Raw genomic sequence first — 16,865 nt, forward strand, 5'->3', positions numbered from 1 at the left:
AAACATGGATAATCCATCATCACCGGTACTGATCATCGATGACGACAGCCGCAATATATTTGCATTAGGCCTGGTTTTACGCAGCAAGGGTTATCAGTGCCTTTCGGCTACGGCCGCACAACCGGGTATCAAATTATTGACCGAGAATCCTGATATCGGCATAGTATTGCTTGACATGACGATGCCCGACATGGACGGCTATGAAGCCATCGGCGTGATCAGGAAAGTGCCCGGCCGTGAAAATTTACCCATTATTGCCGTTACCGCCCAGGCCATGCCTGGCGATCGTGAAAAGTGCCTTTCCGCTGGAGCTAATGCGTACATTTCAAAGCCTGTTAATGTAGATATGATGATTAGCCTGCTAAAGCAATACATCAGCTAATTATGGAATCACCGGTTGACGACCAGCAGATTAGTTTACTGTTAACAGACTTGTTGGACACTTATGGTTATGATTTTACAGACTATTCCAAAGCCTCTTTGAAGCGCCGGATCAACCGCCTGTATATCCTTGACCGTTTCCCGAGCTTTGCGGAATTCAGGTATAAAGTACGTACGGATGAAAACTACTTTAACCGGTTTATTGAACAGCTTACAGTGAATGTTACTGAAATGTTTCGCGATCCCTTTTTTTACCAGGCACTAAAAAATGAAATATTGCCAGTATTGGCTACCTATCCTTTTATCAGGATATGGCATGCTGGTTGCTCTACAGGCGAAGAGGTGTATTCTACAGCTATTTTCCTCAAGGAGGCCAATTTATTACACAAATCGATATTATACGCCACAGATATTAATTCCGAGGTGGTAAAAAAAGCGGCAGAGGGCATCTTTCCTATCAACCATATGCAGCAGTACTCCGAAAACTACAGGCAGGCAGGTGGAAATCAAGATTTTAGCAGTTATTATTCGGCCGGTTACGATCACGTTCTGTTTAGCGAAGAACTCAAAAAACGTATGGTTTTTTCTACACATAACCTGGTTTCCGAAAGTTCTTTTAACCAATTTCAACTGATTATGTGCCGCAATGTGTTGATTTATTTTGAAAGAGAATTACAGGGCAAAGTTTTTGCATTATTCGACGAAAGTTTGGATAGCCTGGGCTTTTTAGCACTGGGAAGCAAGGAGACTTTAAAGTTGTCGCCGATTGTTTCGCGCTACCGGCAAATAGGTAAAGAAAAAATATGGAGGAAAATGTATTAAATACCCAATGCATTATTATCGGAGGATCTGCCGGAAGCCTCGAAGTAATGATGTTTATTTTAACCAGGCTGGAGACTAATTTCTCTATCCCTATCATCATTGTGTTGCACCGTAAATACAACCATGATTCAGCTTTAATTGAGGTATTAAGCCATAAAACAAAATTACATGTTAAAGAAGCTGAAGATAAAGAACAGATAAAACCAGGAGTAATTTATATTGCCCCGGCAGATTATCATTTGCTGGTTGAAAGCAATCATTCCTTCTCATTAGACTGTTCTGAAAAGGTTCAGTTTTCCAGACCAAGCATCGATGTATCATTTCAAACTGCCGCCGAAGCATACGGGCCTGGCTTGCTTGCCATCCTTTTATCCGGCGCCAATGCCGACGGAACCGAAGGCTTTATGCATGTGCGTAGAAACGGCGGAGTACTGATAGCCCAAAACCCCAGCGATGCGTTGGTTCCCTTTATGCCACAGAGCGCAATTAACGAAGGGCTGGCAGATTTTGTACTAAACAGGCAAGAGATATCGAAACTACTTAACTATCAACAGGATAATAAAAATAGCAACTCCGATTGATCTTTACGCATATATCTATTAATTCTACAAAAGGAAATTACCCTTTTAACATAATACCGTCAAAAGAAATTCAATAGCTGGTTTTTTCAGCGATAAGCATCGAAGCCAGGTGATCGTCGAGGTTATAGATATCTTTCCTGAAATTCAACTTATTGTTTCCGTCTGTAAAAGCAGTAAAGTAAGCTATAAAAACAGGCACCTTATTTTGTAAAGTAACATATTGCTCTTTCCCGGCGTGCATAGCTACGTCAATTTTCTGAGCGTCCCAGTTTTTTTGATCCTTCAACAGAAAATTTGCCAGCTTGGTTGGGTTTTGAACCCTAATACAGCCGTGGCTAAAAGCCCTTGCCGATTCGCCAAACAATGATTTGGAGGGCGTATCGTGCAGATAGATATTATAGCTGTTTGGAAAAAGAAATTTCACCAGGCCAAGAGAATTTTCGGGCCCTGGTAATTGCCTTATTGTAGGCAGGCCATCTGCGTAACCTGTGATTTGCATCCGGTGAGTGGATAAATAATCCCGATGCCTTTTCATTTCCGGAACAACCTCTTTCTGCACAATACTCGGTGGTACATTCCAATAAGGGCTAAATACAACGTACTTCACATCGCCATAAAATACAGTGGTTTGATGCATGGTTTGCCCTACCACTACATTGCAACTCCACAATAAACTATCAGCATGAAAAACGTGTAATTTAAATTCGGGGATATTAACGGCCAGATAATCCGAATTTAAACTTATAGGCAGCCAGCGGCAGCGTTCCATATTCACCAGGATCTGCTGTATTCTTTTTTTCAACGGAACATTCATTTCGGCAACCGTCTCTTTATTCAACAGGCCATTGGCCAGCAACCCATTCCTGCTTTGAAATTGAAGGATGGCAGTGTCCAGGTCTGCGTTATAAGCACGATCCAGCGTATCGCCCTTAAAATCTTCCAATAGGTATAGCCGTTTTTTTACAGTGGCAATTACGGCGGCTGTATCTCCGGGTTTGAACACTTTACCTGTTAAAGTGATATTTGACCACTTATCCCGTTCGTTCAGTAAGTAGTATTTGCGCAGATAGCTTCTTAGCAGTTCGTATTGGCGGTAAACCGGCTCGGCGGCAGCAGCTTGCTTAGACGGCATTTTTATTAAACTATCAAGATATTGCGCATAGTTTACTTTTTTCCGAGGCAGGTACCACCGTGCAGACGAACTTGCCGTGCTATCCATACCCTGCCATACTAATTTCGAAAAAGCAAAATATTGGGCCGTTAACATCAGCTCAACCTGTATATCAGGCTGCTTTGCCCGGGTATTTAAATTATTAACTAAGGAGTCGAGTTCTTTTTGATAAGGAGGCTTTTGATACACACCCTCGTTTTGCAAGTTGAGTACGCGGTTTTCCAGGTTGCCTGCTTGTTCAATCAGGCTACCTTTCTCAAACCAGGCGTAAGCGTAATTTCTTTTTTTATAAAAACTATTGATCTCACCGGTGTAAATTTTAAATCCGGGGTATTTTTTCAAAAACGACCCGATACCCAGGCTGTCAAAAACTGCTTCAGACTGGCCGCTGAAGTTTCCCGGAATAGTTTTGTTCCACTCTTTATGCAAAGAGTCTGTAACAGAAGTTTTTGAGGGGTAATGAACGCAGGAACTCATCATTAAACAGCCAGCAAAAAGCAACAGCAAAGTATATCTTAAATATCCGTAGGGCATAGCATTTATGATCAACAATTAGGCCGATATATTCAGCCCGAGCGCCCTAAAGATAGCTGTTTGCCAACATCAAATTAAATAAGCCTGTAATTTTCAATTAAATGATTAGGCTTAAATTACCAAAAAAAAGCACAAATTATTTTTGACTTCCAATTTTAACAGGAACAAAATACTGAATACCTCATTTATTCTGCGCCAGGGCAAATAGCTTAATTGCACATTTTAGCAGGCAGAATCATAAGCGGCACCTTTTGATAGTTCAGCACTTTTTTTGCGGTACTTTGATGCAGCATGCGGATAAAAAAAGATTGATCATAATATACAACGGATAAAAGTTCTGATTCCGATTCTTCGCATAGGCGTATCAGACGTTTAACAACATCTTTGCCTTTTACGGCGTTAAATGTTATTTGAGGGTAATTCAATTCGGTTACCTGTTTTTTAAAGTTTGCTTCTATTTCGTCCTGAATCTCGCCTTTTTTATCCAGAGGATCCACATGTACAATGTCCAATTGAAAACCAAAAACCGATCCCAATTTACAGATATACCTAATTGCGTTGATATCCGATTCGTTGAAGCCGGTAGCGAAAGTCACCTTCTTCAATTTATCCAACGTTGACGGCTGCGGAACAATGATAAGCGGACGGCTGATGTAATCGATAACTGTAGATGTGTTGTTATCATTCAAAATCTGCTCGAGCGTGCAATTTACACCGCCACCCATCAGAGCAAACTCTATGTCATTGCTCTGCATAATGTTCTCTACATTTTCCCCTATGTTTCCGGCCCCACAATCAACAGAAACATTCGGCTTATACTGCCCGCGTTTTAAATTAACGGCCTGCTGTTCAATAAATTCAGCAGTTTTTTGCAGGTTAAGATACCGTTCTGGTTCGCACTCGGGCAAGCTATCCTGCAACCATTGGCTCCCCACATAACCCTCAGATACCGTTGCCCCACATAAATTATTGAATAAAAGTAAATTGTTGTGAAGCCTTGAACAAAGCATCAAAGCTGATTGCGCGGCATGATCTGCGTTCTCAGAAAAGTCAGTCAATAGCAGAATTGTCTTCATGGTCAGAATTTAGTAATCGCCTTATTATTAAACAGGCACGGTTATTATTGCATCCAAATTTGCCCATACACAGTTGATAAAAAAATGACAGGTGTCATTTAAATTACTGACACTTAATTAGGTACAAAACAACACTACTTAACACATCTTAAATACCACAACTCAATAATAACCAGATCATTAAATAATAATTTAAATATCATCGCATTAAATAGTGTTATGATATCAAGCAACATCAAGAGTAAGAATACTTTTATTAATCACCTTATCTACAGTACATTAAATTCATCATAGCACTGCATATTTAACCAGGCAGAAAACTTTGTTCAGATCAACATATACCTCATCTCCATCATCTGCAAGTAAGCAAGCCCGCCGGATAGTGTAAATAATCAGTGTTTTTAATGATGACCGTCAAAGTTTTTCATTTTTCAATCATTGAACTTTACGCCATAAATATTTATGATGAACACACTATTGACACCAGAAATCCGGCAGGTAATAGGTGCGTTACACTATAGGCCATCAGTTTCAATCATGATACCTTTTGAACCCAAAACCAACTCAAAAACGGAACTGATCCTTTCATTAAAATTAATTGCCGAAAGCGCAGAAAAAGAGTTACTTGAAAACTACCCCGTTGAGGTATGCGCTGTTATTACAGAAAAACTACGGAAAATCATCCGGAATTTAAGTTTCAACACAAACAAAAAAAGCATCGCTATTTACGTTTCGCTGGTTTTTGAAAAAGTAATATACCTTGATACCACCGTAAACGAAAAAATAACTATCGACGATTCTTTCGAGATCAGAGACCTGGTTTATAATAAAAAACAAATTGAAAAGTACCTGTTGCTTTTGTTTACCGATAAAAAGAGTGAGGTGTTTTTAATTAACTCGAGCAAATTCTTCCGGGTAGTTCCGCATGCGCCTGAATTAATTTATGCCTATACTAACGATATCACTAAAAATGACGGGCCTCCAAGCCAGTTTGAATTTACAGACCGGGTTTTACATCATATGGATCAATCCCTTGATGAGATTACCCTGGCCTACCCTCTACCGGTTTTTATAATGGGTACCGATGATATTGTTGATCATTTTAAAAAGATCACAAAACATGCCGCATCAATTGTTGATTATGTGCAAGGCAACTATGAGTATGCTACTTTTACTGAGTTGAAAGCCGCACTAAAACCGCACATTGTCAGCTGGCATAAGCAACAAAAAGATCATTTACTGGCCAAACTGCAAACTGAGAACGCTAAAAACAAACTGATAACTGGAGTGAAGAATGTATGGGCAGAAATAAATCATCATAAAGGCCGACTATTGGTTGTTGAAAAAAACTTTAGATATCTTGAAGACCATCAAGTTGCTGGCCGAACTACCGCCCAAGCAAGCCAGACCGGCGAAAGGACAATCTATGACAGAGATAGCGTAGACGACATGATAGAAAAAGTACTTGAAAATGGCGGCGATGTTGAATTTGTTAACGACGGTGATTTGGATACCTACCACCATATCGCGCTGGTACAGTATTACTAATCACAATGAACTAAATAATTACACCATGATGAAATATATAACAGGAAAAAGTTGGAGGGAGAAAAGAGAGAAACCCATACAACCTAAAGTGATTGATATACCCGATTTATGGGCCAGAAAAATGGGTCACGGCAAAATGTTTATTCCTACGCCGATGCTGATTGATGAAATTATCAAAAGAATTCCAATAGGCAGAGTAACTACGGTAAATATTATTAGAAATCACCTGGCAAGCGAGTATCACGCCGACATGACCTGCCCGCTAAGTACAGGAATAGACTTATGCATTGCAGCCCAGGCCGCTGAAGAAGACAGGCTAAACGGCGAAAGCGAAATAACCCCCTATTGGAGGGTACTAAAAGAGGATGGTAAACTAAATGCTAAATTTCCGGGAGGCAAACAACAACAGGCTGAGTATTTACGGGCGGAGGGCTTCGAAATTATAGAAAACGAAGTTGATTATAGCCTATCCGTTAAAAACTATAAAAACAGGCTGATTAATTTATCCTATCGTTTATTCGCCGATAGTTATAACCTCATTTGAGTAAAAGAGGTATTGGAGAGAACGGGCTCCAATACCTTCAATAACGTATTGACCGTCACTTAACATGAGATAGTTACAATTTTATCTGTAATACACCACACTTTTATCTGCGACAAATATTGGCAATAATGAGTTAGTATCGTTGCCCATCCGGCAGCAAGAGTGCCAATACAAAACCACAGCAAAGTACTTTAAATAAGATAGTTAATAATAAAATCGCAGTGTTATTTCGGTCAATTATAAAACCACCTTATTTCAAGAACTCACATTGTAATTTGGCCAATCAAATCATATTTTAGCTAAAAACGGTAAAAACAATTCTCCTGTTAGCTCAACAAAAACTTATTTTTATGCATTACGCATTCAACCAATCTGAATAATTCTTTTTTTACTTCACGATATTCGGCAGTGAGCTTGGTCATGGTAATCTCTAACTCTGCTTGTGCTACCGGCAGAGCTTCCTTAATTTCAGGAATAAGATTTTCGGATATCAGCTCAACCCGCTTAAGTTGATCTTTAATAAGTTGGTGGGCTTCTTTTTCGTCTTTCTCTAAATTTAACAGCCTTTTACCTACTTGTCGTAACTTCAAAATGTAAGTCTGATCAGACAGTGGGGTAAAATGTTCATCTAATAAACGGTGCAAAAAAGCCGTCTCAATTTTAAAAAATTCAAGATCTGAAAGCCATTTTCTGGAGGTTACATAGTATTGAACGGAGGAACTTGACAGTGTAGATATATTTTCCATCTGATTTGTATTAATTGATTTTCTTTTGATTTGTGACTGACGTTGAGTAGTTTGTTATAAATAGCTAAATGCCCTTAACCATAACTTAAACGTATTTTTATTCATCAGCCGCATACGGTAACGATTCAATAACAGACGTAAAAATCATCACATTAACCCCATTTTCAAATGACACCAGTCAGTAAAAAATATGATCATGCTCAAAACAAAATAAGGCTACTCGCTGGGTACCCTGCTTGCATTGTACATTAAATCGTAATATTCCCTTGCCTGTCTCCCCGCTTCAAAAGCAGGAACAACATCGTGAGCGGCTTTTTTTAGAATACTGAGCCATTGCTGATGGTTGTCATAATAAAGGGGCACAACGGTATTCTCTAAAACGCTGAGTAAGCTATCATTCTCCTGCCTATCCTTTTCTCCTTCAGGTAAGTCATCAGCTGCAGGCTGTATTAAAAAGCAGTTTTGATTGTCCACGGCAAACTCGGGCACCCAGCCATCGGGCATGGATAAATTGATACTGCCGTTCATGGCCGCCGTCATTCCACTGGTGCCGGATGCCTCGCGATACATTCGCGGATTATTAAGCCAAACATCAGAGCCACGTTTTAACACACCAGACAATTCCAGCTCATATCCTATCAGCACTGCGCAGTTGGGCATATTTTTCACTTTGCCCATAATATAGTTGAACTGATCAATCGAACCCTTGTCTTCCGGATAGGGCTTTCCAGCCCAAATCATTTGCACAGGGCGTTGCGTGTTACTGATCAGGCTTACAAAACGATCCCAATTGGCCATTAAAAAATCGGCGCGCTTATACCCGGTAATTCTCCTGGCCCACACTATTGTCAATACATCTTCTTTAAATAATTTACCGCATTGGTCGGCCACAATTTTAAAAAGGTTGTGTTTTAATTCCTTTTTCCTGCTCACAATAGCATCGTCATCGCCGTTTGTAATAGCCTCGTCCAAAACTTCATCCTTCCAATAAGCCTTATCCTGGGCGTTTGTAATAGATATGATATCGCAGATACCGGGGTTACTCTGCCACATCTTCCGGGCCACCTCGCCATGTATTTTAGATACACCGTTAGCCTTGCGCGAAAATTTAAGTGCCGCCAGTGTATAATTAAACCCGTCGCCATTCATTTGCAGCATTTCCCTAACCTGAGGCACCGGTATCTGTCCAAAAAACGACATTTCATCAAGCAAACCAAACCTGTGCTCTTCATTACCGGCCACTTCAGGCGTATGGGTTGTAAACACTACCCGCTTTTTCACTTCTTGCAGGCTGTTATATTTTTGGTATAAATAAAAATTAAGTGGTACGGCGTGCCCTTCATTCATATGATAAACATCCGGCTCAATATTTAAGGCGTCCAGCACCATGGCGCCGCCAATGCCTAATATCATTGATTGGGCAATGCGGGTAGCCTCGTTAGAATCATAAAGACGTGCCGTAATTGTATCCGATAGGTAATCGTTCTCCGGAATATCAGTAGTTAAAAACAGAACGGGCGCAGTGCCGAAGGTTTCGGGCTTTAACAGGTAAGCTTTTACATGCACCGGCGACCGATGCACCTGCACTATAACCGTAATGCCGGTATCTACTAAAAACGAATAATGTTTTTCAATAAACGCGGGCTTTAAAAACCCGGCGCTATCACGGGCCTGGTCGTAATAGCCATAAGTCCATAGCATGCTTATACCTATCATATTTTGTTTAAGTTGATAGGCGCTGCGCATATGTGAGCCTGCCAAAAAGCCAAGACCGCCACTATAGGTTTTTAAGGCCTGATCGATAGCAAATTCCATCGAAAAATACGCCACCATGGTATTATATTTCGGATCGGCTTCGTAGCCAAAAATTTCTTCTCTGCTTAGCATAACGGATTATAAAATGAAGTGTAACTGTTTAAACACACAATGTAACAACTGTCAAAGCCAACTAAAGTTTCTTAAAGGCCATTTAAATATCCTGGCTATGCGCTTATGACGTATCACTATTTGTAAGACTTAATCCCTTATTTTAATGACGGTAAAACCAATAACGGAATGTTAATGTGCGCAGCCATTTTTTGCGTGCAACTTCCGTTAAAAAGGGCGCTGAACAAACTATGAGGCCTATGCACCATCACCAACAAGTCAACATCGCCATCGGCACATAGTTTATCAAAGCCCGATATAGGCTGATCATTGTTAATAATACTGGCGTAGATAAAGGGATATTGCGTTTTATTTGCACAATAGTTAACAAACTGGGCCATCCGGTCGGGGATATTCTGGTCAACATGTTTTATATTATACACATGAGTGATATAAATTTCGGCCTCGAGCGATGCAGCCATAGGCACTATTGAGCAGGCCAATTCCAAATCATCTTCCGGATGTTTAAAATCAGTTGCAAATGCTATCCGCCTGGGTATTTTGATTTTGGCTGAGAGAGGAACAAGCAACAAGGGCTTGTGAATACAATCGATTAATATTTTGCTATGGTTGCCTATCAATATTGTACCCCAACCAGGCTGATGCGTGCCGGAAACTACCAGGTCGCACTTTTTTTCGGTGGCTATATGGCTTACCACATCTGCTACCGACCCAACCTCATTGAAAAAAGTGATTGACGGCTTAAAAACCTCGCCATCATTGATACACTCTAAATGCGTTTTTATTTTGGCTATCTCAACCTCGTTTTCTTCAACTAATTTATCGTAATCATCTATAGGCAGCCCAACCAAACCGGATTGCGGCACTTCTGCAGGAAGAATAAACGCGTTGCATAAAATCACATCGGCCTTTATTTGCTTAGCTAAATGGTATCCATACTCTATGGCATGCATCGAAGTAGCCGAAAAATCAGTTGGAAATAATAATGTCTTCATGTTTTCTGATCAAAGCTTGATGATGTAAAACTGGTAAATCTGCAGAATATAAATAATGACAGTACTCACCTTTCAGTATGATACAACACTCAATGTTTGCCCCAATTTGCTTCCAGCATCATAGCAGCGATCATATTGAGATAGAGATCACTTTATTATTGATACCATGCCAATTAACCCCAAGCCGAATACTAAGCAGTTAGCTATAAATGCAGCACGATATATTGAAAAAAACAAACCAATTCACTTTTAATATGTTGATTAATTACTATGCGCTCATACTCAACTCCTCCGTAAAACTGTATAAACCGTTCCTTGCGGCATATCAATACCTGTATATTTTATTCATCCGGCAGTTATTTTTTCTTAGTTCTAAATGTAAAACACATCGGTTATTATGGACTCAAACCAACAGTTGTTAAAAAATATTGCTGCCCAGTTAATGGCGAACGATAAGGGCCTATTGGCAATGGACGAGAGTACGGCAACCTGCAACAAGCGGTTTGCTGATCTGGGAATTCCACAAAATGAAGAATACCGCCGCAAATACCGGGAGCTTATCGTAACCACCCCAGGTCTGGAAGAAAGTATCAGCGGAGCCATTTTGTTTGATGAAACGATAAGGCAACGTGCAAAAGATGGTACATTATTGATAGACATATTAAAAAACAAAGGCATTATTCCCGGGATTAAAGTAGACGAAGGCACCATACCTATGGCTGGCTTTCCCGGAGAAAAGATCACCGAGGGCATTGATAAACTACCTGAACGTTTAAAGGAGTACCATGAAATGGGCGCACAGTTTGCTAAATGGCGCGCAGTTATCACCATCGGCCAGGATTTACCGACTGCAACAAGTATTAAAGCAAATGCTTACCTGTTAGCCCGTTATGCTGCGCTTTGTCAGGAGGCCGGTCTGTTACCTATTGTTGAGCCAGAAGTAATTATGGATGGCGACCATTCGCTTAAAGTTTGCGCCCAGGTAACCACAGAAGTACTACACGCAGTTTTTAATGCTTTGTACCAGCACCGCGTTGATTTAGAATGTATGATATTGAAACCCAACATGGTTCTGCCAGGCAAAGATGCGTCAGCGCAAAACAGCGCAGAGGAAATTGCCAACGCTACAATTTCCTGCTTTTTGAGGTGTGTTCCGGCGGCGGTACCAGTAATCGCATTTTTATCAGGCGGACAAGCTGCCGAACTTGCTACACAAAGGCTGAATGCCATGCACCAGATGTTTGATAAAGTAATGCCCTGGAAGCTTACCTTTTCTTTTTCGCGTGCGGTTCAGCAACCTGCACTTGAGATCTGGAAGGGCAATGACCAAAATATAGTTACCGCGCAAAAGGCCTTAGCTCACCGTGCGGCCTGTAACCGCCAGGCAAATCGCGGAGAATATACAGCAGACTCGGAGATTCAATCTTGAAAAGCGCTATTCAAGCCACTCTGTATCATACTGAGTGGTTAAGCCCCCAACCAGAATAAAGATTATTTAACAGTTAAAAGAGGCTGATCACCAACTGAAGTGAACCCCAAAAGTTAGACAAAAACTTTTGGGGTTTATTATTTATGTCAAAGCACACATTTGAAGAGAAACTTGATGTAGTTTCTCAAGTAAGAAAGGGAAAGCCGATTCTACGGATATCCCGCGAACGCCATATCCGTGAAGGCATGATATTGGAATGGGTTCGGAAATATGATCTTTATGGCGAAAGTGGGCTGCTCAAACAACCTAACGTCAAGCCCACGCCTGATTTCAAAGAAGAAGTTGTAAGGCTTGTCATAGAAAAAAAAGTACCTTTAAATCAGGTTGTTCTGGAATATAGATTAAGCAAGACTGCTTTAGAGCGCTGGGTAAGATCAGTACGGGTTGAGGGATATGCAGTACTATACCAGCAAAAGAATCCTGGACGACCACCTAAATGCATGGGAAGATCAAAGAAGCTTGAACCTGAAACAGAAGTAGAGAAGCTCCAGGCGGAAAATAGCCGTTTGCGGGCGGAGAACGCACTATTAAAAAAAGTCACGGCCTTAGTCAAGGAAAAAGAAGCCCGCGAACGCATGAGTGGGCAAAAGCCATCGAAGAACTAAGGCCCGAACATGATGTTTCAATTCTATTGGATTGCAAACAGATGGCTCGTTCTGTATTTTATTATCATCGCAAGCGCCTAAATGATGATAAATACAAGCATGAAAAAGAAGAGATCGCAAGTATATACCACTTGCATAAAGGCAGATATGGTTATCGGCGGGTCACCGCCGAAATGAAGAACCGGGGTTATAGCATAAATCACAAGACTGTCCAAAAATTGATGGGAACATTAGGCCTAAAATGCAATATCAGGAAAGTAAGTTATCGCTCATACAAAGGTGAGGTTGGTAAAATTGCCCCTAATGTACTTGAAAGGGATTTTGAGGCAAATCTGCCTAATCAGAAATGGGCTACGGATGTCACTCAGATGAACATTAAAGGGGAGAAGATCTATTTATCTCCTATAATTGACATGTTCAACGGGGAAGTCATTTCTTATAGTATTTCAAAATCTCCAAATATGCAGATGATAGATGAAATGTTATATGAGGCTTTTGATAAAGTGAAAGATATAAGGGGACTTATTTTTCACTCTGACCAAGGGTGGCAATATCAACATTATGGATATAGAAAGGCTTTGGAAAAACATGGAATTATTCAAAGCATGTCCAGAAAGGGAAACTGCTTGGATAATGCCTTGGCCGAAAGCTTCTTTGGGATCTTAAAGACAGAATTACTGTACAAACAGAGCTTTGAAACTGCGGAAGAATTTATAACTTCGTTAAAAGAATACATTCATTACTATAACAATGAAAGAATAAAAAACAGGTTAAATGGAAAGAGCCCGGTGGAATACCGAGCTCTCGTACAAAAAACTTAATTTTGTAAACTGTCCAACTTTTTGGGGTCACACCAACATGATGCAGCCTCTTCTTATTATCCGCTACTTACTTACATCATCGGCGAAAATGCTTCGGCCCTCCATCCGGTCATATCTTCATAAGTTTTCCATCGTAAGTTAACCTGCTCCTGGGCTATGTTTAACAAATGTTCGGCTTCTACAGGATGATTTTTCTTTAGGGAGGTATAACGCAATTCATTTTCAGCATAATCACGAAACGCGATATCAGGACGCGGAGAATCCAGAACAAATGGATTTTTGCCTGCCGCTCTTAATGTCGGGTTAAACCTGATTAAAGGCCAGTACCCACTCGCAACGGCCAGCTTTTGCTGATTTAATCCTTTCTCCATATCGATGCCGTGAGCGATGCAATGGCTGTAGGCCAGGATGAGCGATGGGCCGTTATAAGCTTCAGCTTCGCGCATGGCCAGCAGTGTTTGCTGCGGATTAGCCCCCATGGCAACCTGGGCCACATAAACATTTCCGTAAGAAATTACCTGCAAAGCCAGATCCTTTTTACCTACTTTTTTGCCCGATGAGGCAAATTTAGCCGTAGCTCCTGTAGGTGTAGCTTTAGACATTTGCCCACCTGTATTGGAGTATACTTCGGTATCGAGCACCAGCACATTCACATTTCTGCCGGTTGACAGCACATGGTCAAGGCCTGATGAGCCAATATCGTAGGCCCAGCCATCGCCACCAATAAGCCAAACGCTCCTGCGCACCATTTGATCGGCTACCGACAATAGTTTTTCTGCCAGCGGAACCGTCAGTTGAGCTAATTTAGCTTTAAGCGCACTAACCCGAACACGTTGCGTGCCTATTTGCGATTCCAATTGTTGTGGAGAATTCAATAAGCCATCGGCCAGCTCATCGCCCAATTCGGGCCGTAACTGATCTATTAAAGTCCTGGCTATCGATAACTGTTTGTCTGTCGATATTCGCATACCCAACCCAAATTCGGCATTATCTTCAAACAGTGAGTTCGACCAGGCAGGGCCTCTTTTATCCTGATTAACTGTCCAGGGTGTGGTAGGCAGATTACCGCCGTAGATGGAGGAACAGCCAGTAGCGTTAGCCACTAATAAACGGTCGCCAAATAATTGCGTAAGTACCTTAATGTATGGAGTTTCACCACATCCGGCGCAAGCGCCCGAAAATTCAAACAAAGGTTCCAAAAACTGGGTCCCTCTTACCAACGAAAAGTCTACAGTTGAGCGGTCGTTAACCGGAAGGCACTCAAAGAAGCGTATATTCTCCCTGTCAATTTCAATCTGTGTTTTTTCCTCCAGGTTAATAGCCTTCCTGGTTTTGCCTTCAGCCGGAATAAGTACAGGGCAAACTTCGGCACATAGGTTACAGCCTGTACAATCTTCGGCATACACCTGCAAGGTATAGCGTGTTTGCGGAAAGCCACGGGCGTTAATTGGAGACGATTGAAAATCTTCAGGCGCATCTGCCAGGTAATCCTGGTGGTAAAATTTAGAACGGATGACGCCATGCGGACAAACAAAGCTGCAATTACCGCACTGGATACAATTGTCGGCATCCCAAACGGCTATTACATCGGATATATTCCGTTTCTCCCATTTGGTAGTTCCGCTTGGATAGGTACCATCTGCCGGTATCATACTTACAGGCAGCAAATCGCCCCGGCCGGCCAGTAGCTCGGCGGTAACTTTTTGCACAAAATCCGGCGCCTCTTGTGCCACAACGGGCGACTGGTAAATACTACCGGTGGCCGTTGCCGCAATTTTAACTTCAAACAATTGCGCCAAACTATCATCCACAACCTTAAAATTTTGCAATACTACCGCTTCGCCTTTTGATTGATAGGATTTGCGGATCGCTTTTTTAATCTGCTCGATAGCTTCCTCCTTAGGCAAAACGCCTGCAAGGGCAAAAAAGCAAGTCTGCATAACCGTGTTGATCCTTTGGCCCAAACCAGCTGCTTGCGCTACCTTGGTGGCATCAATGGTGTAAAACTTCATTTTTTTGCTGATCAGCTCCTGCTGAAACGAACGGGGTAGCTTGTCCCAAATTTCGTCCTTATTATAAGGGCTGCTCAGTAGCAGCACCGCGCCGGGTTTAGCATAGCGTAACATTTCAACCTTGCCAATAAAGTTATATTTATGGCAAGCAATAAAATCAGCCTTATCAATTAAATAGGGCGCCCTGATAGGATTTTTTCCAAATCGAAGATGCGAAGTGGTTTGCGCTCCAGACTTCCTGGAATCGTAAACAAAATATCCCTGGGCATGTAGTTCCGTTTCTTCACCAATAATTTTTATGCTGTTTTTGTTAGCTCCAACGGTACCATCGGCACCCAGGCCAAAAAACATGCTGCAAACCTGATCTTCCGGGTCAATGTTATATAAGGGATCATAGTCCAAACTGGTATGCGAAACATCATCGTTGATACCAATGGTAAAACCATTTTTAGGTTTATCTGCCTTGAGCGAGTCGAAGATACCTTTAACCATACCGGGCGTAAACTCTTTTGAAGCGAGCCCATAACGCCCGCCCACAATTTGAGGTATCTGGCTTAACAAACCTTCGCTATAAGCGGCAAACAAACCAGTAACAATATCCTGGTAAAGCGGTTCGCCACCGGCTCCGGGTTCTTTGTTACGATCAAGTACTGCTATTTTTTTAACGCTGGTCGGCAGAGTTGAAAGCAAATGCGATAAGGAGAAAGGCCTGAACAGGCGCACCTGGATCACGCCTATCTTTTCGCCTTCCGCCATTAATTTCTTAACAGTTTCTTTCACGGTTTCGCCTCCGGAAGCCATAATCACAATCAACCTTTCCGCTTCGGGATCGCCATAATAATCAAAGATGTGATAGTTGCGGCCCGTTAATTTGGCAAATTCATCCATCGTATCCTGAACGATACCGGGTGTTGCCGCGTAATAAGGGTTTACCGTTTCCCTGCCTTGAAAATACATATCCGGGTTTTGGGCAGTGCCGCGGATAAAAGGATTATCCGGATTGAGGCTTCTTTTACGGTGGGCGTAAACCAGTTCGTCGCTGATCATCGCGCGGATCTGATCGTCAGACAGGAGTGTGATCTTATTGATTTCGTGCGATGTGCGGAAGCCATCAAAAAAATGTATAAAGGGGATCCTTGCTTTTAAGGTTGCCGAATGACTGATCATGGCCATATCATGCGCCTCTTGCACCGAAGCCGACGCCAGCATAGCAAAACCTGTGGTACGTGCGGCCATTACATCGCTGTGGTCGCCAAAAATGGATAATCCCTGGGCGGCCAGGGCCCTTGCAGCTACATGGAAAACAGTGGCCGTAAGTTCTCCGGCTATCTTATACATATTGGGCAGCATCAGCAACAAGCCTTGCGAGGCCGTAAAGGTGGTAGTAAGCGCGCCGGTTTGCAACGAGCCGTGTACAACGCCTGCCGCGCCGCCTTCGCTTTGCATTTCTATTACATCCGGAACGTTTCCCCAGATATTAGTTTTACCCGCTGAACTCCACTCATCCGTCAGCTCGGCCATGGTTGAGGCCGGTGTAATAGGGTATATAGCACATACTTCGTTAACACGGTAGGCCACATAAGTAACGGCTTCATTTCCGTCCAGTGTGGCAATTTTTGGCAAATTATTGCTCATCTTAAATTTCTTTTAAAA

14 protein-coding genes are annotated in these 16,865 nt (G+C 41.9%); 8 read left to right on the forward strand and 6 right to left on the reverse strand.

What is annotated here, in order from left to right; genetic code table 11:
• The first annotated feature begins 4 nt into the window (after positions 1-4).
• The 3 genes from MUCPA_RS35260 to MUCPA_RS35270 are packed head-to-tail and all read left to right on the forward strand — an operon-like array spanning position 5 to position 1,784.
• Positions 5-382: a response regulator gene (locus tag MUCPA_RS35260; protein ID WP_008513420.1), complete on the forward strand. Its 378-nt coding sequence runs from the start codon at positions 5-7 to the stop codon at positions 380-382.
• A 2-nt stretch (positions 383-384) separates the two neighbouring features.
• On the forward strand, positions 385-1,203 hold the full coding sequence (locus tag MUCPA_RS35265) for a CheR family methyltransferase (RefSeq protein ID WP_008513422.1): 819 nt from the start codon (positions 385-387) through the stop codon (positions 1,201-1,203).
• Complete coding sequence (locus tag MUCPA_RS35270) at positions 1,185-1,784, forward strand: chemotaxis protein CheB (RefSeq protein WP_008513424.1); 600 nt, start codon at positions 1,185-1,187, stop codon at positions 1,782-1,784. The genes MUCPA_RS35265 and MUCPA_RS35270 overlap by 19 nt, the downstream gene beginning before the upstream one ends.
• Before the next feature lie 70 nt (positions 1,785-1,854).
• Here MUCPA_RS35270 and MUCPA_RS35275 read toward each other — a convergent pair whose 3' ends face one another.
• Together MUCPA_RS35275 and MUCPA_RS35280 are read right to left on the reverse strand one after the other, a co-directional pair.
• Positions 1,855-3,435: a L,D-transpeptidase family protein gene (locus MUCPA_RS35275; RefSeq protein ID WP_233276825.1), complete on the reverse strand. Its 1,581-nt coding sequence runs from the start codon at positions 3,433-3,435 to the stop codon at positions 1,855-1,857.
• Positions 3,436-3,698: 263 nt separating this feature from the next.
• Positions 3,699-4,565, reverse strand: coding sequence for a universal stress protein (locus MUCPA_RS35280; protein WP_008513428.1), 867 nt, complete (start codon positions 4,563-4,565; stop codon positions 3,699-3,701).
• Between the two features lie 462 nt (positions 4,566-5,027).
• On the opposite strand from MUCPA_RS35280, the gene MUCPA_RS35285 reads away from it, so the two are divergent.
• A complete protein-coding gene (locus MUCPA_RS35285; RefSeq protein WP_157544054.1) occupies positions 5,028-6,113 on the forward strand; it encodes a baeRF3 domain-containing protein in 1,086 nt (361 codons plus the stop codon).
• A 25-nt stretch (positions 6,114-6,138) separates the two neighbouring features.
• Positions 6,139-6,657 (forward strand): MGMT family protein, encoded by a 519-nt coding sequence (locus MUCPA_RS35290; protein ID WP_008513434.1) that lies wholly within the window; start codon positions 6,139-6,141, stop codon positions 6,655-6,657.
• Positions 6,658-6,983: 326 nt separating this feature from the next.
• Here MUCPA_RS35290 and MUCPA_RS35295 read toward each other — a convergent pair whose 3' ends face one another.
• The 3 genes from MUCPA_RS35295 to MUCPA_RS35305 form a co-directional block, all read right to left on the reverse strand.
• Positions 6,984-7,403, reverse strand: a complete 420-nt coding sequence (locus MUCPA_RS35295; RefSeq protein ID WP_008513437.1) for a hypothetical protein — start codon at positions 7,401-7,403, stop codon at positions 6,984-6,986.
• A 216-nt stretch (positions 7,404-7,619) separates the two neighbouring features.
• Complete coding sequence (gene glgP, locus MUCPA_RS35300) at positions 7,620-9,290, reverse strand: alpha-glucan family phosphorylase (protein WP_008513439.1); 1,671 nt, start codon at positions 9,288-9,290, stop codon at positions 7,620-7,622.
• Between the two features lie 137 nt (positions 9,291-9,427).
• Entirely contained in the window at positions 9,428-10,285 is an 858-nt protein-coding gene (locus MUCPA_RS35305) for a universal stress protein (protein ID WP_008513441.1), read from the reverse strand.
• A gap of 397 nt (positions 10,286-10,682) precedes the next feature.
• On the opposite strand from MUCPA_RS35305, the gene MUCPA_RS35310 reads away from it, so the two are divergent.
• From MUCPA_RS35310 to MUCPA_RS35320, 3 genes are all read left to right on the forward strand, one after another.
• A complete protein-coding gene (locus MUCPA_RS35310; protein ID WP_008513444.1) occupies positions 10,683-11,714 on the forward strand; it encodes a class I fructose-bisphosphate aldolase in 1,032 nt (343 codons plus the stop codon).
• 143 nt (positions 11,715-11,857) lie between these two features.
• On the forward strand, positions 11,858-12,379 hold the full coding sequence (locus MUCPA_RS35315) for a helix-turn-helix domain-containing protein (protein ID WP_008503751.1): 522 nt from the start codon (positions 11,858-11,860) through the stop codon (positions 12,377-12,379).
• Positions 12,301-13,200 carry an IS3 family transposase gene (locus tag MUCPA_RS35320; RefSeq protein ID WP_157544057.1) on the forward strand — a complete coding sequence of 300 codons (900 nt, stop codon included), beginning with the start codon at positions 12,301-12,303 and terminating at the stop codon, positions 13,198-13,200. Before MUCPA_RS35315 ends, MUCPA_RS35320 begins: the two co-directional genes overlap by 79 nt.
• Positions 13,201-13,271: 71 nt before the next feature.
• Here the strand turns inward: MUCPA_RS35320 and nifJ are convergent, their stop codons facing one another.
• Positions 13,272-16,847 (reverse strand): pyruvate:ferredoxin (flavodoxin) oxidoreductase, encoded by a 3,576-nt coding sequence (gene nifJ / locus MUCPA_RS35325; RefSeq protein ID WP_008513446.1) that lies wholly within the window; start codon positions 16,845-16,847, stop codon positions 13,272-13,274.
• Positions 16,848-16,865: the final 18 nt, after the last annotated feature.

Origin of the sequence: Mucilaginibacter paludis DSM 18603, from assembly GCF_000166195.2 — a bacterium.
Classification (GTDB): Bacteria; Bacteroidota; Bacteroidia; order Sphingobacteriales; family Sphingobacteriaceae; genus Mucilaginibacter; species Mucilaginibacter paludis.